General features: G+C 66.4%; 20 protein-coding genes. 10 read left to right on the forward strand and 10 right to left on the reverse strand.

Going from position 1 to position 19474, the window contains the following annotated elements; translation table 11 throughout:
• Positions 1-93 precede the first annotated feature (93 nt).
• Entirely contained in the window at positions 94-1293 is a 1200-nt protein-coding gene (locus ACFPK0_RS13785; protein WP_377341540.1) for an amino acid aminotransferase, read from the reverse strand.
• Between the two features lie 224 nt (positions 1294-1517).
• Between ACFPK0_RS13785 and ACFPK0_RS13790 the strand changes: the two genes are divergently transcribed.
• Together ACFPK0_RS13790 and ACFPK0_RS13795 are read left to right on the forward strand one after the other, a co-directional pair.
• Positions 1518-1724 (forward strand): YdcH family protein, encoded by a 207-nt coding sequence (locus ACFPK0_RS13790; RefSeq protein ID WP_040670585.1) that lies wholly within the window; start codon positions 1518-1520, stop codon positions 1722-1724.
• A 43-nt stretch (positions 1725-1767) separates the two neighbouring features.
• The gene (locus ACFPK0_RS13795; protein ID WP_056084610.1) at positions 1768-2370 is read left to right on the forward strand and encodes a GNAT family N-acetyltransferase; all 603 of its coding nucleotides are present in this window, start codon (positions 1768-1770) and stop codon (positions 2368-2370) included.
• Between the two features lie 6 nt (positions 2371-2376).
• Here the strand turns inward: ACFPK0_RS13795 and pssA are convergent, their stop codons facing one another.
• From pssA to ACFPK0_RS13810, 3 genes are all read right to left on the reverse strand, one after another.
• The gene (pssA, locus tag ACFPK0_RS13800) at positions 2377-3780 is read right to left on the reverse strand and encodes a CDP-diacylglycerol--serine O-phosphatidyltransferase (protein ID WP_377341543.1); all 1404 of its coding nucleotides are present in this window, start codon (positions 3778-3780) and stop codon (positions 2377-2379) included.
• A gap of 96 nt (positions 3781-3876) precedes the next feature.
• Positions 3877-4281 carry a DUF4156 domain-containing protein gene (locus ACFPK0_RS13805; RefSeq protein WP_056084607.1) on the reverse strand — a complete coding sequence of 135 codons (405 nt, stop codon included), beginning with the start codon at positions 4279-4281 and terminating at the stop codon, positions 3877-3879.
• A gap of 120 nt (positions 4282-4401) precedes the next feature.
• Positions 4402-7257 (reverse strand): M16 family metallopeptidase, encoded by a 2856-nt coding sequence (locus ACFPK0_RS13810; protein ID WP_377341545.1) that lies wholly within the window; start codon positions 7255-7257, stop codon positions 4402-4404.
• A gap of 27 nt (positions 7258-7284) precedes the next feature.
• Between ACFPK0_RS13810 and ACFPK0_RS13815 the strand changes: the two genes are divergently transcribed.
• The 8 genes from ACFPK0_RS13815 to ACFPK0_RS13850 all read left to right on the forward strand — a co-directional run bounded on the left by ACFPK0_RS13815 (position 7285) and on the right by ACFPK0_RS13850 (position 12673).
• A complete protein-coding gene (locus ACFPK0_RS13815) occupies positions 7285-7533 on the forward strand; it encodes a hypothetical protein (protein ID WP_377341547.1) in 249 nt (82 codons plus the stop codon).
• On the forward strand, positions 7530-7736 hold the full coding sequence (locus ACFPK0_RS13820) for a hypothetical protein (protein ID WP_056084602.1): 207 nt from the start codon (positions 7530-7532) through the stop codon (positions 7734-7736). Before ACFPK0_RS13815 ends, ACFPK0_RS13820 begins: the two co-directional genes overlap by 4 nt.
• Positions 7737-7779: 43 nt before the next feature.
• Positions 7780-8253 (forward strand): tRNA (uridine(34)/cytosine(34)/5-carboxymethylaminomethyluridine(34)-2'-O)-methyltransferase TrmL, encoded by a 474-nt coding sequence (gene trmL, locus ACFPK0_RS13825; RefSeq protein ID WP_377341549.1) that lies wholly within the window; start codon positions 7780-7782, stop codon positions 8251-8253.
• 134 nt (positions 8254-8387) lie between these two features.
• The gene (locus tag ACFPK0_RS13830; RefSeq protein ID WP_377341551.1) at positions 8388-9035 is read left to right on the forward strand and encodes a ubiquinone biosynthesis accessory factor UbiJ; all 648 of its coding nucleotides are present in this window, start codon (positions 8388-8390) and stop codon (positions 9033-9035) included.
• Complete coding sequence (gene ubiB / locus ACFPK0_RS13835) at positions 9032-10681, forward strand: ubiquinone biosynthesis regulatory protein kinase UbiB (protein ID WP_377341553.1); 1650 nt, start codon at positions 9032-9034, stop codon at positions 10679-10681. The genes ACFPK0_RS13830 and ubiB overlap by 4 nt, the downstream gene beginning before the upstream one ends.
• 160 nt (positions 10682-10841) lie before the next feature.
• Positions 10842-11561, forward strand: a complete 720-nt coding sequence (locus ACFPK0_RS13840) for a pseudouridine synthase (RefSeq protein ID WP_377341555.1) — start codon at positions 10842-10844, stop codon at positions 11559-11561.
• Between the two features lie 99 nt (positions 11562-11660).
• The gene (gene arfB / locus ACFPK0_RS13845; protein WP_377341557.1) at positions 11661-12083 is read left to right on the forward strand and encodes an alternative ribosome rescue aminoacyl-tRNA hydrolase ArfB; all 423 of its coding nucleotides are present in this window, start codon (positions 11661-11663) and stop codon (positions 12081-12083) included.
• Positions 12080-12673: a 1-acyl-sn-glycerol-3-phosphate acyltransferase gene (locus ACFPK0_RS13850; RefSeq protein ID WP_056607889.1), complete on the forward strand. Its 594-nt coding sequence runs from the start codon at positions 12080-12082 to the stop codon at positions 12671-12673. The genes arfB and ACFPK0_RS13850 overlap by 4 nt, the downstream gene beginning before the upstream one ends.
• Positions 12674-12679: 6 nt before the next feature.
• Here the strand turns inward: ACFPK0_RS13850 and ACFPK0_RS13855 are convergent, their stop codons facing one another.
• The 6 genes from ACFPK0_RS13855 to ubiK form a co-directional block, all read right to left on the reverse strand.
• Positions 12680-13261, reverse strand: a complete 582-nt coding sequence (locus tag ACFPK0_RS13855; RefSeq protein ID WP_377341560.1) for a hypothetical protein — start codon at positions 13259-13261, stop codon at positions 12680-12682.
• Between the two features lie 19 nt (positions 13262-13280).
• Positions 13281-14690, reverse strand: coding sequence for a phospholipase effector Tle1 domain-containing protein (locus tag ACFPK0_RS13860; RefSeq protein ID WP_377341562.1), 1410 nt, complete (start codon positions 14688-14690; stop codon positions 13281-13283).
• A gap of 13 nt (positions 14691-14703) precedes the next feature.
• A complete protein-coding gene (locus tag ACFPK0_RS13865; RefSeq protein ID WP_377341564.1) occupies positions 14704-15219 on the reverse strand; it encodes a hypothetical protein in 516 nt (171 codons plus the stop codon).
• Positions 15220-15557: 338 nt separating this feature from the next.
• On the reverse strand, positions 15558-17348 hold the full coding sequence (locus ACFPK0_RS13870) for a cation:proton antiporter (RefSeq protein WP_377341566.1): 1791 nt from the start codon (positions 17346-17348) through the stop codon (positions 15558-15560).
• Between the two features lie 76 nt (positions 17349-17424).
• Positions 17425-18939 (reverse strand): YifB family Mg chelatase-like AAA ATPase, encoded by a 1515-nt coding sequence (locus tag ACFPK0_RS13875; RefSeq protein WP_056084574.1) that lies wholly within the window; start codon positions 18937-18939, stop codon positions 17425-17427.
• Positions 18940-19070: 131 nt separating this feature from the next.
• On the reverse strand, positions 19071-19331 hold the full coding sequence (ubiK, locus tag ACFPK0_RS13880; RefSeq protein ID WP_377341568.1) for a ubiquinone biosynthesis accessory factor UbiK: 261 nt from the start codon (positions 19329-19331) through the stop codon (positions 19071-19073).
• Between the last annotated feature and the right edge of the window lie 143 nt (positions 19332-19474).

Here is a 19474-nt window from a genome sequence, read left to right on the forward strand (position 1 = left end):
TGGGAGCGACTTCAGTCGCGATGCTCTTGCTCTGGGGTTCCAAAGCAGGAGCATCGCGGCTGAAGCCGCTCCCACAAGGGGTTTTGCAAGATTTCAGCTGACGGCAGCGATCGCCGCCACCACGGCGTCCAGGTTGGCCCGGTTCAGCGCGGCCACGCAGATGCGGCCGCTGGTCAGCGCGTAGATGGCGAAATCCTCGCGCAGGCGCTCGACCTGGGCCTTGCTCAGCCCCGAGTACGAGAACATGCCCGCCTGCCGGTTGATGAAGTCGAACTGCGGCAAGCCCGCCGCCACCAACCCATCGACCAGGCCGGCACGCATCTCATGGATGCGCGTGCGCATGCCGCCCAGTTCGTCTTCCCACGACGCACGCAGCTCGGGGTTGCCCAGCACGCCGGCGACCAGGTACGCACCGTGGGCGGCGGGGCTGGAGTAGATCGAGCGGATGGTGGTCTTGATGCGCGACAGCACCCGCGCGGCCTCGTCGCGGTCACGGCCGACCATGCTGATCGCACCCACCCGCTCGCCGTACAGCGAGAACGACTTGGAGTACGAGTTGGCCACCACGAACGCCTCGATGCCGGACGCGGCCAGCAGCCGGATCGCGGTGGCGTCGGCGTCCAGGCCCTTGTCGAAACCCTGGTAGGCGGCGTCGACGAAGGGCAGCAGCTGGCGCTCCTTCATCAGCTCGATCGCCTGCTGCCATTGGGCCGCATCCAGGTCCACGCCGGTGGGGTTGTGGCAGCACGCGTGCAGCAGCACCACGGTGCCCGGCTCCAGCTTGCCCAGGTCCTCCAGCATGCCGGCGAAATCCAGGCCGTGGGTTGCCTTGTCGTAATAGCGGTATTCCAGCAGCTCGAAGCCGGCGGTGCGGAACACCACGTGGTGGTTGCCCCAGCTGGGGTTGCTGATGGCGATCTTGGCGCCCGTGCCGGCGGTCTGCTTCAGCAGGTCGGCGGCCACGCGCAAGGCGGCGCTGCCGCCGATGGTCTGCGCCGTGGCCACGCGGCCTTCGGCCAGCAGCGGCGAATCGGCGCCGAACAGCAGTTGCTGGGTCAGCTCGTTGTAGGCCTTCAACCCGTTGATGGGCAGGTATCCGCGCGGATTTTCCGCCTTCGCCAGCGACTGCTCGACGTCACGCACCGCTTTCATCAGCGGGATCTTGCCCTGCTCGTCGCAATAGATGCCCACGCCAAGATTGATCTTGCCCGGGCGCGGATCGGCCACGAAGGCCTCGGTCAGGCCCAGGATCGGATCGCCTGGAGCCATTTCAACGGATGCAAAGAAAGACACGAGCAGCCCTCTGGTAAATGGTGGAATGATCAAAACCCGCGGTTGGACGCCAACACCGCTTGCCGCGGCGCCCGGCGATGCATGCCGGCAGGCCATCGCGCACTTTACTGCTTTGCACCATGACTTGTCCCGTGACCGGCCTGCCCCGCGGCTGGTCAGATACTGACCAGCCGCGCGCGGCGGCGGTACACTTGCCAACTTCTCCACTTGTCACCGGCCCCGCCATGCAGGTTCAGGATCACGCTGAAATCGCCCACTTGCTCGCCGAGTTGCGGATGGAGCATCGCGATCTCGACGCGGCGATCGAACAGCTGGCCACCACCCTGGGCCGCGACGAACTGCAGCTGACCCGACTGAAGAAACGCAAGCTGCTGCTGAAGGATCACATCTCCCGCCTGGAGAGCAAGCTGATCCCCGATCTGGACGCCTGACCGCACCCTACGGCCCTGCGCCGTACGCCGCTGGAATTCTCCGATGCCACCTCTCGCCCCGATATGCCTGCAGGACGACTACGTCGTGCTGGAGCCCCTGAACCTGGATCACGTCCCCGCCCTCGAGGCCGCCGCCGCCGATGGCGAGCTGTGGAACCTGCGGGTCACCAGCGTGCCGCCGCCAGGCCAGGCGCAAACTTACGTCGAAAAGGCACTGCGAGGCCTGGCCGACGGCCACATGCTGCCGTTTGCCGTCCGCGAAAAGCGTAGTGGCGACATCGTGGGCACCACCCGCTTCTATGAAATCGACGCCGAACTGCCGCGCGTCGCCATCGGCTACACCTGGTACGCGAAACGCTGGCAGAAAAGCCACCTCAACACGGCCTGCAAAAGGCTGCTGCTGGAGCATGCTTTCGAGGGGATGGGTTGCGTGGCGGTCGCCTTTCACACTGACGAGTTGAACGAGGATTCGCAGCGCGCCATCGAACGCCTTGGTGCGCAGCGCGAAGGCGTCCTGCGCGCGCAAAAGCGTCGCACCGACGGCAGCCTGCGCAATACGGTGTGCTTCAGCATCCTGGCCGAGGAATGGCCGAACGTGTCGAACTGGTTGGGCATGCGCCTGGACCGGCTGGCCCCGAACGCGTAGAAGCGCCTACAGCAACCGGTTCACCAGCCGGTCCAGCCGCGTGCGGTTAAGCCGCCGCAACAGCTTGCGCACCACCGCGGGGTACTGCCGCGGACTTTCCAGTGCATGGTAGTCGGACAGCCGCGTGGCGTGTTTTTTCAACGCGGCCCACTCAGCCTGATGCCTGTCATGCAGCAGCCGCTGCGGGTCGCGCAGCAGCAGGCCGTTTTCCAGGTCCAGCGCCCACGCGCGCGGGTTGAGGTTGTTGCCGGTGAGTACGGCCACGTCGTCGTCCACGAACAGGCCTTTCAGGTGGTAGCTGTTGTCGCCGTGGTGCCACAGGTGGATGTTGAGCTGGCCGCTGTCGATCTGCCGTCGGTGGGCGCGGGCAAACCGGCGCAGGTTGTTTTCGTACAGGTAGGGCAGCAGGCCGATGGTCTTGAACGGCTGCTCGGGCGGTATGTAGAAATCATTGGCGGTCTTGTCGCCCACCATCAGGTGGATCTCGCAGCCGCGGCGCAATAGTTGCCCCAGCACCGCCCGCACCGGGCGCGGCAGGTTGAAGTACGGCGTCAGCAGGATCACCCGCTCGCGGGCGCCGCGCAGCGCGGCCAGCAAGGCGTCGTTGAGTGCGTTGTCGGTGCGGCCGAAACCCAGCAGCGGTGTCACTGCTACCGCACCATCGCCCAAGCTGTCGTCGGCGACGGCGTAGGCAGCCTGGTGCAGTGACTGGCGCAGGTCGCGGATGGCCGGCTGCAACGCCTTCGTGGTTGGCGCATCACCGCTGTTCAACCGGCACACGGCGGGGCTGGCGACAAACTGCCGCTCGACGAAGCCGGCCATCGCGTCGGCCAGTTTCGCATCGCGGAACAGGTGGTAGCGGTCAAGCCGATAGCGGCCGTGTCGGGCGAGGTAGACATCGTTGAGGCTGGCGCCGCTGTACAGCACGTTGTCGTCGATGACGAAGCCCTTGAGATGCAGCACGCCGAACAACTCACGGTTCTGCACCGGCACGCCGTAGATGGCCACGCCCGGCCCCAGGCGCCTGGCGTACTCGCGATACATGCCCGCGTTGCCCTCGCTTTTCTGTTTGCCGATCAGGCCGCGACGGGCGCGATGCCAGTCGACGAACACGGAAATTTCCAGGGCTGGATGACGTGTTTTCGCCGCGTACAACGCCTCGAGGATCTCGCGGCCGCCATCATCGTCCTGCAGGTACAGCGTCACCAGCACGATCCGGCGCGTGGCCTGGGCGATGTGCTGCAACAGCGTGCGGCGAAACGCGACGGCATCGTCCAGCACCGCGATGGCAGTGGCCGGCACGGCGAAAAAGGGCAAAGCATCGAGCGGGTCGGCGCGCCTGCGGCGGAACGGCAGCATGCGTCGCGCGATCCGGCCTGGGGCTTTCAGCAAGGTGGTTTTCGAAGGCATGCGCTTGATCATGCCGGCCATCATCGCAAACCCGCGTGTACGGGCCGGCGTGAAAAAAGCGCCCGGGGGCGCCTTCGGCGTGCAGGAACGGCCAGCTCAGTTGCCCTTGACCGGGAATGTCTGCGCGCTGCCGGGCGCGGGTGTGGCCGCAGGTGTGGCGGACGAGCGCACCGGGCTGATCGTGCGCGTGCCGCACTGGTAGACGCCCCACGCCTGCGAGCCGTCGGCGGGTTCGGCCAGCGGCTTGACGGTGTCGGCGTGCATCTTGGCGGCCTCGTTGCGGGCCATCACTTCCAGCTCTTCGCGGATCGTCATGCCGTTGCGGTTGACCGGGCCGATGTGGTCCATCACCGAGACGGTGACCTTGCCCAGTTCGTGGCAGGCCGACACGTCGCCATTCCAGGCCGTGCGCACGTTCTTGGCCGCTTCGTCCATGGTGATGCCCCACGTACACGCGCTCAGCGCCAGCACGGGGACGAGCAACAGCAGGTTCTTGCGCATGGAAAACTCCGTGTGTGAAGTGGGCGGAAGGATCGCGCCGCGACCGCGCGGCAAGGCGCCATCGTAGCGCGAGGGCGGTGCCGCGTGCCGGCGATGGCACGCGACATCCCGCCCGCGGGCTTATTTCGGCGCCACCGGCTTGCCGTCGGTATCCAGCACCTCGATGTCACCCAGTTTCAACGCACGGATCGGCGCCTCGACCTTTTTCAGGTCACCCACGATCACCCAGGTCAGCTGGTCGGGATGGATGATTTCCTGCGCGGCGGCCTGCACCGAGGCATCGGTCTGCGCCTCGATGCGCGACTTCAGCGTCCGCACGTAATCGTCGGGGCGGTCGTACTGCACGATGTCCTGCAACGCACCCATCACCGCCGAGGTGGTCTGGTAGCCGCCCGGCATGCTGCGCACGTCGCCCACCTTGATCTTGTCGATCTCCTGCTCGGTGAGTGGTTGCGGGCCGATCACCGCGCGGGCCTCCTTCAACAGCTCGGCGATGGACGGCGCGGTCTTGTCGGTCTGCACCGGCGCGTACAGCAGGAACGGGCGCTGGCCCAGGGCGTTCTGCAGGATGCTGAAGGCGCCGTAGGCCCAGTGCTTGTCCTCGCGCAGGTTCATGTTGAGACGCGAGGTGAAGGTGCCTCCGAACGCGCCGTTCATGGTCTGGATCTGCAGGTTGTTCGGCGCCTCGGTGGAGGGCGCCAGGCTACCGGCCAGGATCAGGCTTTGCTGCGCGTCGGGGCGGTCGATCAGGTAGACGCGTGCATGTGGCGGCGGTGCCACCTTGCCGATGTTCTTCGCCGGCACCTTGCCCGCGGGCGCCTGCCATTGGCCGAATGCGGCGTTCAGCGCCGGGATGATCTTCGCCAGCGTGGTGTCGCCGGCCACCAGGATGCGCACGTTGTCGGGCCGGATGTAGTCGGCCATGAAGCGGCGCATGTCGGCGGCCTGCAGCGCCTTGATCGACGCATCCGTACCCGAGCCGGTGAACGGGATGGCGTAGGCGTGGCCCTTGCCGTACAGCAGCGGCGGCAGGGTGCGCAGCGCGATGCCGACGGGCTGGCTCTTTTCCTGCGCGATGCCGGCCAGCCACTGGCCGCGCACGCGGTCGATATCAGCCTGGCGGAAGGCGGGCTGACGCACGATGTCGGCGAACAGGGCGAGTGACGGTTGCAGATTGTCGTCCAGCGCATTCAACGAGGCGTTGCAGAAATCCAGCCCACAATCGGTATCGATCAGCGCGCCCAGCCGCTGCTTGCGCTTGGCGATCTCGACCGAATCCAGCTCCCTGGTGCCCTCGTCCAGCATGGACATGGTGAAGCTGGAGGTACCCAGCTTGCGGCCCTGGTCGGCGGCGTAGCCCGCATCGAACAGCAACCGCACCTGCACCGCCGGCACGGTGTGACGTTCGGCCAGCACCACCTCGATGCCGTTGGCCAGGCGGCCGCGCTGCACGGCGGGGAAGCTCAGGTCCGGATAGCTGTCGACCGTGGGCACGCCCTTGCTGCGGTCGACACTGCTGTCGACGGCGCGGAAATCGCCGGCGGGCGAAAGCACCGGCGCGGGTTTGCCGGGGACGGCGGCCCGACCGGCGGCCGCGGCGCTGTCGGTGCTATCGACCTTGCCCGGCACCACGGTCAAGGTGTAATCGCCGCGGGCGATCCAGCGGTTCGCGGCGGCGGTGACGCTGACCGGGGCGGCGGCCATGAACTCGTTGAACTGCTTCAGGTAGGCACCCGGGTCACCGTGATAGAGCTGCCCCTGGGCCAGGATCGAGGCCTGCGTGTTGACGCGTTCCAGCCCGCGCACGAAGGAGGCGCGGGTTTCCGTCTTCACCCGCGCCAGCTCGTCGGCGCTGGGGCCGTGCGCCAGGAAGTTGCGCCATTCATCGGCGATGGCCGCCTCGACGCGAGCCGGGTCGACGCCCTGCTTCACGTCGACCTGCAGCTCGAACAGGCTGGCCAGCGAGTGCTGCTCCACACCCACCGAGACGTCGTCGGCCAGCTTGTCGCGGTAGACCAGCCGCTGGTACAGCCGCGAGGTCTTGCCGCCGCCCAGCACCGCGGCGGCCAGCTCCAGCAGGTTCTCGTCGGTGCTGCCGCGCGGCGGCACGTTCCACTCGCGGTAGATGCGCGTCTGCGCCACGTTGTCGGTCATGGTGCCGCGGGTGGACTGCTCGCGCGGCGCCACCCACGGTTGCGGCCGCGGCACGCGCGGGCCCGCGGCGATGTCGCCGAAGTACTTCAGCATCTTCTCTTTCGCCACTGCCGGCGTGATGTCGCCGGCCAGCACCACCACCGTATTGGCGGCGCCGTAGTAGTCGCGGAACCACTGCTTCACGTCGCCCAGCGAGGCGGCGTTCAAGTCGGCCATCGAGCCGATGGTGTCGTGGTGGTACGGATGGTTGGCGGGGAACGCCTCGGCCTGGATCAGTTCGCTGGCGCGGCCGTAGGGCTGGTTTTCGCCCTGGCGCTTTTCGTTCTGCACCACGCCGCGCTGCTCGTCGAGCTGCGGCTGGCCGATGGCGCCCAGCAGATGGCCCATGCGGTCGGACTCCATCCACAGCGCCATGTCCAGCGCGGTGGTGGGCACGGTTTCGAAATAGTTGGTGCGGTCGAGCCAGGTGGTGCCGTTCTGGTCGGTGGCGCCAGCCAGTTCGAACGGCTTGAAGAATTCGTCCTTGTGGTTTTCCGAACCCTGGAACATCAGGTGCTCGAACAGATGCGCGAAGCCGGTCTTGCCCTTGGGCTCGTACGAGGAGCCCACGTGGTACCACACGCTCACCGCCACCACCGGTGCCTTGTGATCCTCATGCACCACCACGGTCAGCCCGTTGGGCAGGGTGAACCGCTCATAGTCGAGCGCGGGGATCGTGCTGGCGGCATCGGTGACGGCGGGTGGATCGGCCAAAGCCGGCACGATGCCCACGGAAAAAGTCAGCAAACCGGCAAGCCACAACGCGTGCGTTTTCAGGGTCACGGTAATTCCTTGGCGTGGGTGAGGCCCTTGAGCCTAGGCGGCACGGCGGCCGCAGCGCAACTGGCGCAAGGCACGTCGGGTGAAGGCATGCGGACAGTGTTGTCCGGCGATGTCCGCGCCCGTTCGGACGATGTCCGCGGACATGGCGCGTATTTTCAATATCGCATCTTTATTCCGCAGAATCATCAGCTTGCGATGGATCGAAAGGCTGGCACGGCGATTGCTCTTCTGGCCATGCAGGGGTTTTCAATCACGGAAAAGGAAGAGCGATCATGAAATTCGAAACAATGATGTTGCACAGCTTGTTCGCGGCCTGCTTCGCGCTGTGCGTGCTGGTGATGGGCGCGATGCTGCGCGCGCAGCCGGTGGAGCAGCCGGCGTCGGGTTCCTCGGTCACGACGATGCTGCTGGACGCGCCCGACAGCTGCGTGTTGCCACACGACGGCGTGCTTTGCCCGCCATCGACGCAGGTGTTGTAAGGCCGACGCAGACGCGGGGGCGACGAATGCCGATAATGGCCGGATGCTCCATGTCATCCTGTTTCGCCCCGAGATCCCGCCGAACACCGGCAACGTGATTCGCCTGTGCGCGAATACCGGTGCCGCGCTGCACCTGATCCGCCCGCTGGGTTTTGAACTCGACGATGCGCGGTTGCGTCGCGCCGGGCTGGACTATCACGAGTACGCCAGCGTGGCCGTGCACGACGACTTCGCCGCTTGCCTTGACGCGATCGGCACGCCACGCGTGTTCGCATTTTCCACCCGCGGCCAGGTGGCCCACGTCGACGCGCGTTTCGCCGATGGCGACGCACTGCTGTTCGGCTGCGAAACCGCCGGCCTGCCTGCCGACGTGTTCGAGACCATCCCCGCCAACCAGCGCCTGCGCCTGCCGATGTGCCCGAACAGCCGCAGCCTCAACCTGTCGAATTCGGTGGCCGTGGCCGTTTACGAAGCCTGGCGCCAGCTTGGATTCGTTGGGGCGGGGAATCGGGAATAGAGAATCGGGAATGGGAAAGGCAGATGCCTCGGCATCCGCGCATCTTCGCGCTGGCGAAATACCGCTCTTCCGACTCCCCGTTCCCTATTCCCCATTCCCGGCGGCGCAAGCGCCGCCCCGCTACAATCGCCGGGATGAACTCCACGCCCAATACCTGGATGCCGCAACCGCTGCGCAAGCTGGCCGGCCGCGCGCTGCAAACCGCGCTGAACCACACGTTGTCGCTGGATCCGGACACGCAGCAGAAGCTGGCCGCGTTGAACGGACGCCGCGTGCAACTGCATCTGCGTGGGCCGGAGCTGGCACTGGCGATCACCGTCGACGACGGAAAACTGCTGGTGGGCCCGCCACAGGACGACAGCCAGCTGCGCGTCGCCGCCACGCCGGGCAGCCTGCTGGCGATGCTGTTTCGCCGCGACGACGACGGCATCGCACCGGGCAAGGTGGAGATCGCCGGTGATGCCGAGCTGGCGCGCCGGCTGGAAAAACTGGCCAGCAAATTCGCGCCCGATTTCGAGGAGGCGTTTGCGCGCAGCTTCGGCGACGTGCTCGGCGTACCGCTGGCCAAGGCCGTCCGCCGCGGCCTGAGCCACGCCCGCGAAAGTGCCGCGCATTTCACCGAGGACGGCGCCGACTGGCTGCGCGACGAAGCGCGCGTGGCGCTGGCGCCGGGCGAGGTGGAGGATTTCCTCGACGGCGTGGATCACCTGCGCGAGCGCAGCGAACGGATGGAGTCGCGCGTGCAGCGGCTCATCGCGCGCCTGCAGGGCAGCGCCGCATGACGCCGCTCAAGGTCGTGCCGCGGCTGCTGCGGGTGGCCTCGGTGCTGCTGGCGTATCGACTGGACGAGCTGGTCGACGCCACTCACCTGTACCGTCCGCTGAAACTGCTGCGCCCGTTGCTGGCGCGACCGCGTGCCAACGTGGCGCAGCTGTCGCGCGGCGAGCGGTTGCGGCTGGCGCTGACCGAGCTGGGTCCGATTTTCGTGAAGGCCGGCCAGGTGCTGTCCACCCGCCGCGACCTGGTGCCCGCCGATATCGCCGACGAACTGTCGCTGCTGCAGGATCAGGTCACGCCGTTTCCCGGCGCCGAGGCACGCGCCATCGTTGAGCAGCAACTGAACGCCTCGACTGATCAGATCTACGCGCACTTCGACGAAACGCCGCTGGCCTCCGCCTCCATCGCCCAAGTGCACGCGGCTACCTTGCGCGATGGCCGCGAGGTGGTGGTGAAGGTGCTGCGTCCCGGCATCGACGCGCAGATCGCCCGCGACGTGAAACTACTGCGCTCGCTGGGCGAACTGGCCCAGCGTTGGCATCCCAACGCCGACAAGATCCGGCCACTGGACGTGGTGGCCGAAGTCGAAAAAATGCTGGAAAACGAGCTGGACCTGCAGCGCGAAGGCGCCAGCGCCAGCCTGCTGAAACGCAACTTCGCCAGCGGCGTGGACCTGTACGTGCCGAGCGTGCACTGGGAACTCACCGCCGCGCGCGTGCTGACGCTGGAGCGGGTGAGCGGCGTCAGCAGCGACGACATCGCCGCCATCGACGCGGCCAGCATCGACCGCAAGGCACTGGCCGCCAAGGGCGTGCGGGTGTTCTACGAGCAGGTGTTCCGCGACAACTTTTTCCATGCCGATGCGCACCCCGGCAATATCTGGGTGGACACCGCACGCACCGGCGAGCCGCGTTTCATCGCGCTGGATTTCGGCATCATGGGCTCGCTGCCCGAGGCCGACCAATACTGGCTGGCGCAGAATTTCATCGCCCTGTTCGAACGCGACTACGCCCGCATCGCGCAACTGCACGTGGCCGCCGGCTGGATGCCCGCCACCCTGCGGCTGGATGAACTGGAGGCGGCGGTGCGCACCGTCTGCGAGCCATATTTCACCCGCCCGCTGTCGCAGATTTCGCTGGCCGAACTGGTGGTGAAACTGTTCCAGACCGCGCGCCGCTTCGAGCTGACCTTGCAGCCGCAACTGATCCTGCTGCAGAAAACCCTGCTCAACATCGAAGGCGTGGGCCGCATGCTCGATCCGGAGATCGACATCTGGGCGGTGGCGCATCCGGTGCTGAAACGCATCCTGCGCGAACGCTACAGCCCGTTGCGCACCCTGCGCGACGTGCGCAAGCGCCTGCCCGAATGGCTGCACCACGCACCGCAGTTTCCCGAACTGGTACGCGACGCCCTGCGCCAGGCAGGCAGCGGCGAACAGCGGGTGGTGAGCGATCCATTGGCCCTCGCCCTGTTGCGCGACAACGCCCGGCGACAACACAAGCTGTTGGCCTGCGGATTGTTGGGTGGCGCCTTGCTGATCGGCTCGGCGCTGTTGTGGACGCTGGCTCCACAGCACGGCCTTTGGCCGCCGCTGGGCGCCGGCGTGGCAGGCCTGTTGGCATTCGCGATGGGCTGGCCACGCTCGCGCTGAGCGCTAAACACCGCCTGCGGGAGCGGGTTGTGGGGGTGGGATTGTGGGAGCGACTTCAGTCGCGATGCTTCTGCTCTGATGCCCCAAAGCAAGAGCATCGCGACTGAAGTCGCTCCCACAGAAGTCGCTCCCACATCTTCAATTTTCCTGACGAATCGACATGCTTGAAATTATCCATCAGGACGACGCGCTGATCGCGGTGAACAAGCCCGCGAACCTGGCCGTGCACCGTTCGAAGATGGTCGGCAATGCCGACACGTTTCTCGTCGATGAATTGCGCGAGCAGGTCGGCGACAGCGTGTACCTGGCGCACCGGCTCGACCGCGCCACCAGCGGCGTGCTGCTGGTGGCGCGCAACAAGGAGATCGCGGCTGCGCTGGGCGAGCAGTTCATGGGCCGCACGGTGCACAAGCAATACCTGGTTGTAGTGCGCGGCTGGCCGGAACCAGCCGAAGGCGTGATCGATTACCCGCTGCCCGGCTCACGCGAAACCGGGCCGCGACGCGAGGCACGCACGCGCTACCGCCAACTGGCCACGATCGAGGTACCGATTGCACTGGGTCGTTATCCGCAGCAACGCTACGCCTTTTTGTTGGCCGAACCGGAAAGCGGCCGCTTCCGCCAGATCCGCAAACACCTGGCGCATATCCATCACCCGGTCATCGGCGACTGCCAGCACGGACGCGGCGATCACAATCGCCTGTACAAGCAGTATTTCGGCTGCCATCGGATGCTGCTGCATGCGTGGCGGCTCGATTTCCATCACCCGCTGAGCGGCGCGCCGATGACGCTGGAAGCGCCGCTGGACGACGCGTTTGCATCGTTGCTGGCACGGTTCGAATGGGCGTTGCCACAGAATGCCAGCGTCTCCTGCCACTAGAACATTCCCGCGCCGCTCGTCCCGAGCGTAGCCGCGCGGCGGCGGCGACCGGATCGAGCGCGCCTCGCTCCGCGCAACGCTTCCCCCTAAACTTGCCGCATGCTGACTGTCAGCCCCACCCTCGCGCTACCCGAATCCGAACTCGTCGAACGTTTCCTGCGTGCCGATGGTCCCGGCGGGCAGCATGTGAATCGCACCGAAAGCGCGGTGGAGTTGCGGTTCGACGTCATCAACTCACCCTCGCTGCCGGACGAAGTGCGCGAACGGCTGTTGGCGCGGCGCGACCGCCGGCTCACCGCCGAGGGCGTACTGGTGATCCAGGGGCGGCGTTTTCGCGACCAGGCGCGCAACCGCGACGACGTGCGTGAACGGCTGGCCGAGCTGATTCGCAGCGTGTTGCGGCCACCCAAGAAACGCGTGGCCACCCGCCCCACACGCGCCTCCAAAGAACGCCGTCTGGCTGGCAAACAGCAGCGCGGCAAGATCAAGCAGACGCGTTCGCGCGAATGGAGCTCCGAATGAACGCACCGATGTTGCCACCCACCCCGCCGCTGGCGCCACGCCTCAACAGCCGGTTCTGGCCCTGGCTGGCGCGCGTGATCCTGCGCCTCAGCGGCTGGCGGTTGCTGGGCGAACTGCCGAACCTGCCCAAGCTGATCCTCATCGGTGCGCCGCATTCGTCGTACTGGGATGGCGTATGGGGGCTGGTGATGAAGGTGGCGCTGGGCGTTGACATCAGCATCATGATCAAGCGCGAAGTGCTGAACGGCCCCTTCGGCATCATCCTGCGACCGCTGGGCATGATCGGCATCGACCGCCGCGCCGCCGCCAACGTGCCCGCGCAGATGGTGCAGCGTTTCGCCGAGCGCGAGCGGATGTGGCTGGGCATCACGCCCGAGGGCACGCGCAAGCCGGTGCGGCGCTGGAAGCAGGGCTTCCTGCGCATCGCCCACGGCGCCAACGTGCCGATCCAGACCCTGTTCCTGGACTACCCCACGAAAACCTTCACGCTGGGCCCACTGGTGCACGCCAGCGGCGACGTGGACGTGGACATGCCCGCGATCCGCGCGTTGTTCAAGCCATACCGGGGCAAGCACCGCAATACGGAGTGAGCGGGCTCAGTCGTCCAGCAACACATACTGGCCGTCCTTGCCGAAGCGTGCCGGTTTCCTGCCGACTCGTGCGCACAGCGAATCGCCGCAACGGTTGATTGCGCCACGCTGCGTCGCCCGCAGGATGTCCTGACCGAAATGCAGTTGCGCCAGTTGCTGCGCGCTGCGGTGGATGGTCCACGCCGCCGAGCCCATGGCCAACAGGGAGCCGAGCAGCAAGGCGACTGCCGCGTTCCAGACCAGGCTGTGCCGCGCGCTGGTCAATCCCCTGCGCTGTTCATCCATCGCCCGGGCAGCCGCCTGGGCGCTGTTGGCACTTTGCTGCAACCGCTGCCGCAGCTCGTCCACGGCTTGTCCGGCGCCTTGGGCTACCGCTTGCTGTGCGTTGTTTCCGATCACCTGCAGTGCGCGCTCCGCGAACCGCTCGCCACCCGCATCCAGACGGCTCACACCCTGCTCGAGCGCAGCGGTTGCCGCTTCGATCCGCTGCACGGTGTGCGCGTTGCGTGACTCCAGACGATCGGCAATCGCCATCAATCGGATCAATGCCTGCCGCACCGTCTCGACATCATCAGCGGAACTATCCATGGCCACGTCCTTGGCTGGTCTAACGACTGAATCCCTGTGCCTGCGGCAACACCTGCTGCGCGGCTTGTTGTTGCGCCAGCAATGACACGTCCCACGTCGCGTTCAGGCTGTCGGCCTGCTGCTGGAATTGCTGCCCGTCCGCCGTGCCCAGATAGGCATGCGCCGCCTCGTGCTGCGCCCGATCCCACACCGTGTTGTCCGGGTTCTGCGAGGCCAGATACATGCGATCGATCCACTGGTCGAGTTCGCTGCGCGTGGTGTCGTGCGGCGCCTGCAATGCACCCGGCACCGGGCCGTCGGGCATGGCTTGCCGCTCGAATTGCCGGTTCAACGTTTCATTGCGCGGCTCGGCGTTGTACGCATCGGGCACCTGCCCCATCGCATGCCTGGGCACTTCCCGCTCGTTGTAGCCGCCCGGCTGGAGCCGGTCGATCTTGGGCCACAGGCGATACAGCAGCAAGCCTTCCTGCGAATGGTGGACCACGTTCAGACGCGGATCGTCGGGCTCCGAAGACTTGGCCAGAAACGGCGTGTCGCTCAGGCCGTTGAGGTAATCGATCGCAAGGTTGCCGGTGCGAGTCGACAAGCCGTCTCGGTGGTAACTGCCGCCGACATCCGAATGCGCGCCGGGCACGTAGATCCCGGCAAAGCGCCCGTCCGACGAGATGCCCGGATCGATGATGCGGTCGGACTTGAACAGGCCGCGGTGCTCGTCCATTGCGATGAACTGGATGCCGGATATCACCGACGGCGGCAGCCGCCGATCCATCGTCATCGCACTGCCGGTGCCCACCGGATCGAACATGGCCACCGCCTGCGCTACCTGATGTGGTGGCACCAATGGTGGCCTGGTGTATTCGACATGCTTGATCTGGTGATGGGAATCGTAGGTGTAACGCGCACCGGCGGGATCCTGAATGCCGCGCTCCTCGACCAATCGCGCAAACAGAGCGGCTTCTTCGCTACCTCGGCTGAAGCTGACACTGGCGACGCGGATCTCTGCGGCTGGATCTTCCTGCTTCCATTTCCAAGCCTGGTTGATGAACTTCTTGTACATCTCCTCGGCCCGCTCATCGACGGTGTTGCCGCGCATGTTGTCCAGCGCAGGTGAGAAGAATCCATGTTGCTGCGTGCCCGGCCCGGGAACATAACCGAAGCCAATCCTCGCATTGCCGGCTTGTTCCACCTGTCGAGCGATAAGCGCAACATTGGTCGCATGCTCGGGATCATGGATGGCGTCATTGCCGGTGCCATCCAGCGCAGCAATGAAGAGACGCTCATGCGGATGGTCCGCATGGATCAATACCGGCTCCTCGAACGAGGCCAGTTGCGCCCGGCCCTCGGTGTAAATCGGCAAGCGCGGCGCAGCAGGATCGGCGCGTACTCCATCACCGAGAATGCCATCCGGGTCCTTCCGGTCGTGCTCCATGACAGCGCTCCCTTCAGTACGTATGTGTCCAGGCCAGGATCACGTCATCCCGGGCATCACTGTATTTATTGCCCGGAATCTGTTCGGTCTTGGTGGCAATGAATGCCTTCATGTAGACGCTGATCGTGCGGTCGTTCACTTCGAGCAGAATGCCTGGCTCGCCTCCCCAGGAGCGATCGGGGATTTCGGCATCGGGCACGTTGTACAACACACGCTCGTCCTTGAAGATGGCTCCGATATCCACCTTGGCTGTGTGCGCCACGCCATCCAGCGACGTCCAGTTCACCTCGGCCGGCGGCGGAAAATTCCGGATGCCCAGATAGGAGGCGAACGGCCAGTGATCCCTGTAATCCGCCGATGGCGGCGGCGGCGAAGGCTGTTCCTCCGCCTTGAAGTTGAAGTCGTTGTAGATCACGTGACAGCGGATGGTGTTGTAGCAGAACACCTGGAAATCGTGCTTCACGAAGCGCAGCGGGAACATGGATGAGCCAGATGTTTGCGCGCTGCTGGAATCGGACTGGGTCGACATGGCGGGGTGGCATCCTGTCATCAGCAACAGTGTGGCGGCGCAGAGGAAGGCGCGGAAGGAGGACGTTCGATCAGACATGAGCACTCCCTGCTGGGTCGATGGTGGCGTTGACGGTACGACGCGCATGCCGGCGCAATCCTCGAACGACAGAACGGACATGGCGGGATCTTCCCTGGCGGGACGCATCGATGCGTTATACCGGATACGGGTCCGGCGCGATGTCGGAGCGCGCCGTATTCTGCGAAGGCGAACCGTAGCCCGATCGTGGGCGTGAACGGGGCTAATGAGAGATGGTCACGCGTTCGATGGTTCGGACCGCCGTTCGCACCCGCTGCCGGTCACTCGCCTCTGTTGGGCGGCACCAGCGCGATCACGGTCCAGCCTGGCCGCGGCTCCAGCTCGCGCTTGGAGGAGGCCACCCGCAGCACACCCTTTTCCTCGACGCCGAACATCAGCACCGTATCGGAGCCGTATTGCTCGATGAAATGCGGCCAGTCGAAGGTGGCGGTGAGCCGGGTGGACTTCACGCGCCAGCCGTTGGCCAGCATGTCGCCGAAGCGGCCATGAGTCATGTTCTCGTCGAACAGTGGTGGCGACAGCAAACCGCCGGAGAACGCTGCGCGCTCGGTGCTTTCCTGCGGTGTCAGGTTGCGCAGGCGATAGACCTTGTCGCGCCCGAATTCCTGCCGGTAATACACACAGGCCAGCGAGTTGCGCTCGCGGTTGGTGCTCATGCCCAGCATGCGGCCGATGCCGGCAAGATCCAGATGGCGCTCCGCGTGGGGCGAGGCGGGGTTGCCGAAGAATGTGCTGAGCCCGTCCATCCGCGCCTGGCGGATGCCATCCCAGTCGTCATCAGCCAGCACCACGCGGAAGCCAGCGTCCTTCAGTGACGTACCGATCGCGCGCGCCACATGGTCGGAGCCGAAGATCAGCACGCCGCGCGGCTCCGGCTCGGCCACTTTCAGCCACAACGCCAATGGCCGCGCGGTGGCGCTTTGCAGCACCACCGTGCCAATGATCAGGGTGAACACCAGCGGCACCAGGGCGTCGGCGCCGGGCACGCCAAGCGCGTCCAGCCGCAGCGCGAACAACGCCGATACCGATGCCGCCACGATCCCGCGCGGCGCCACCCAACTGATCAGCGCCCGCTCACGCCAGGTCAGGCTGCTGCCCATGCTGGACAGGGCTACCGTCACCGGTCGCACCAGCAGTTGCGCGATGACGAACAGGGCGATGCCCGCGCCTAGCATGCCGTCGGGTAGCGGCCAATGCAGACGCGCCGCCAGCAGAATGAACAGCAGCGACACCAGCACCGTGGTGAGGCTTTCCTTGAAGTCGAGGATGTCGTCCATGTGCACGTTGCGCATGTTGCCCAGCGCGATGCCCATGATGGTGACCGCCAGCAGGCCGGATTCGTGGGTCAGCGCATTGGAGACGCTGAAGGCCAGCGGCACCGTCGCCAGCACGGCGTAATTCTGCAGGTACTCGGGAATCATCTGCCGCCGCAGCAGGAAGCCGATCACCATGGCGGCCAGCCCGCCGATCACCGCGCCGCAGAGAATCGTGGCCACGAAGATGCCCAGCGTGTGGCCCTCCTGCTGCGACACGATGGCCTCGTAGATCAGCACTGCGAACAGCGCGCCCAGCGGATCGATCACGATGCCTTCCCAGCGCAGCGTGTTGGCGATGCGCGCGTTCGGACGCAGCGTGCGCAGCATCGGCGCGATCACGGTGGGGCCGGTGACGCAGGCCAGCGCGCCGAACAGCAGCGCGATCGGCCAGCTCAGCCCCGCCACCAGATGCGCGGCCAGCGCCAGCAGCAGCAACGCGGCGACCGCGCCATAGCTGACCAGCCCGCGCACCGCATTGCCGATGCCCGGCAATTCGTTGAAACGCAGGGTGAGGCTGCCTTCGAACAGGATCAGCGCCACCGCCAGCGACACGATCGGGAACAGCAGGTCGCCCAGCAGCTTGTCGGGATTCAGCACGCCGGTGGCCGGCCCCAGGATGATGCCCGCAAGCAGCAGAAACAGGATCGCCGGCAGCCGCACCCGCCAGGCCAGCCATTGCGCCAGGAAGCCGATCATCAGCATGCCGGCGAGCATCAAGCCGAGCTCGATAGTCATCGCATTCCTTGGAAATATCAGGGCGCCATCGAACCATGCGCCGGCCGGCGCGTCCAGACAGCGGCAGATTGTCGCGCTAGCGGCCCGGGCTCTGGACCCGCCGATATTGCAGCGCCTCGGCCAGGTGCTCGCGTTCGAGCAGGGCGGTGCCACCGTCCAGATCGGCAATGGTGCGCGCCACCCGCAGCACGCGGTGATAGGCGCGGGCCGACAGGCCCAGGCGCTCCAGTGCGGTCTCGAACCAGCGCCGTTCCGGCGGCCCCAGCGCGCAATCACGCTCCAGCTCGCGCACGCTGATCTCCGCGTTGGGCCGACCCGCCCGCATCAGCGATTGCCGCCGCGCGGCCAGCACTCGCGCGCGCACCGTGGCGGAGTCCTCGTCATTCCCGGAACGCGGCCCGCCCAGATCAGCCAGTGGCACCTGCGGCACTTCAACGCAGAGGTCGATGCGATCGAGCAACGGCCCGGAAATGCGCGAGCGGTAGCGCTGGATCTGGTCTGGCGTGCAGTGACAGCGTTGCGTGGGGTCGCCCGCGTAGCCGCAAGGGCACGGGTTCATCGCACCCACCAGCTGAAACTGGGCGGGAAACATCGACTGGCGCGCGGCGCGCGAAATCAGGATCTGGCCCGACTCCATCGGCTCGCGCAGCACCTCCAGCACCTGCCGGCTGAACTCGGGCAGCTCGTCCAGAAACAGCACGCCGTTGTGCGCCAGCGAAATCTCGCCCGGCCGCGGATACGACCCGCCGCCCACCAGCGCCACCGCCGATGCGGTGTGATGCGGCGCCCGGAACGGCCGCCGGCGCCAGCGCGCCAGATCGATGACCTGCCCCGACACCGACGCCACCGCGCAGGTTTCCAGCGCCTCGGATTCGGACAGCGGCGGCATGATGCCCGGCAGGCGCTCGGCCAACATCGTCTTGCCGGTGCCCGGCGGGCCCATCAGCAACAGGTGATGGCCGCCCACGGCGGTGATCTCCAGCGCCCGGCGCGCCTGCAATTGACCGCGCACGTCGCGGAGATCGGGGCCGTCATCGGCGCCACCGGTGCTGGGCGTGGCAACCGGTGCGGAAAGCTCTTCCGCCCCGCGCAGCCAGCTGCACACCTCGGCCAATGTACGCGCCACCCGCACATCCACATCCGGCACCAGCGCGGCTTCGGCGGAGTTTTCGTAAGGCACCAGCACCCGGCGACCACGCGCACGCGCGCGCAGCAGGGCCGGCAGCACACCCGAGACGCGGCGCAGCGCGCCGGTCAAGGCCAGCTCGCCCAGGAATTCGCAGTCATCCAGCTTGTCGCGCGGCACCTGTCCGCTGGCCGCAAGAATGCCCAGCGCGATCGCCAGGTCGAAGCGGCCGCCATCCTTGGGCAGCTCGGCCGGCGCCAGGTTCACCGTGACGCGGCGGCCGGGATATTCGAAGGCCGTGTTCTGGATCGCCACGCGTACGCGGTCACGGGCTTCGCGCACCGCGGCCTCGGGCAAACCCACGATATTGGTAGACGGCAAGCCACCGGAGAGATGCACCTCGACCATGACCTGCGGCGCGGCGATCCCTTCCTGGGCACGGCTGAGGGTAACGGCGAGGCTCATGCAGACACGGGTCGGCGCGGGGAACGATCGCTGACAGGCACGCCGGGCGACTCCATCCGTTGATAAATAACCGCCCCCGATCGTTCTCGGGGTGAGGTGACGGATCGGGGGCGGCTCCCGGGAGCTGGGTGTTACGGTGTCCCGCGGTGGGCGACGGTGGCCTCCAGTTCGGCCACGCGTTGCTCGAGTTCGTCGATTTTCGCGCGTGTGCGCGCCAGAACCTGGGTCTGGACGTCGAATTCCTCGCGGGTGACCAGGTCGAGGCGGCGCAGTCCCTGCGCCAGAACATCCTGGAAGTTGGCTCGCAAATCCTGATGCGCCTGTGCCAGTCCTGGCGGTACCAACGACACAAGCCGCAGGGCAATCTGATCGATATCCTGCCTATCCATCATGGACAGCGCCTCGCACTCGTCGAGGTAAATATTAGGTGAACGGAATTCGGGTACGCCATCAGGATGCTCCGTCGGGATGTGTAGGGATTGTCCTACACGGCACCGGCAAGGCGACAGCGCCCGCGCGCGAAGGCAGAATGGGC

The sequence above is a fragment of the Rhodanobacter ginsenosidimutans genome, assembly GCF_042655685.1.
Taxonomy (GTDB): domain Bacteria; phylum Pseudomonadota; class Gammaproteobacteria; order Xanthomonadales; family Rhodanobacteraceae; genus Rhodanobacter; species Rhodanobacter ginsenosidimutans.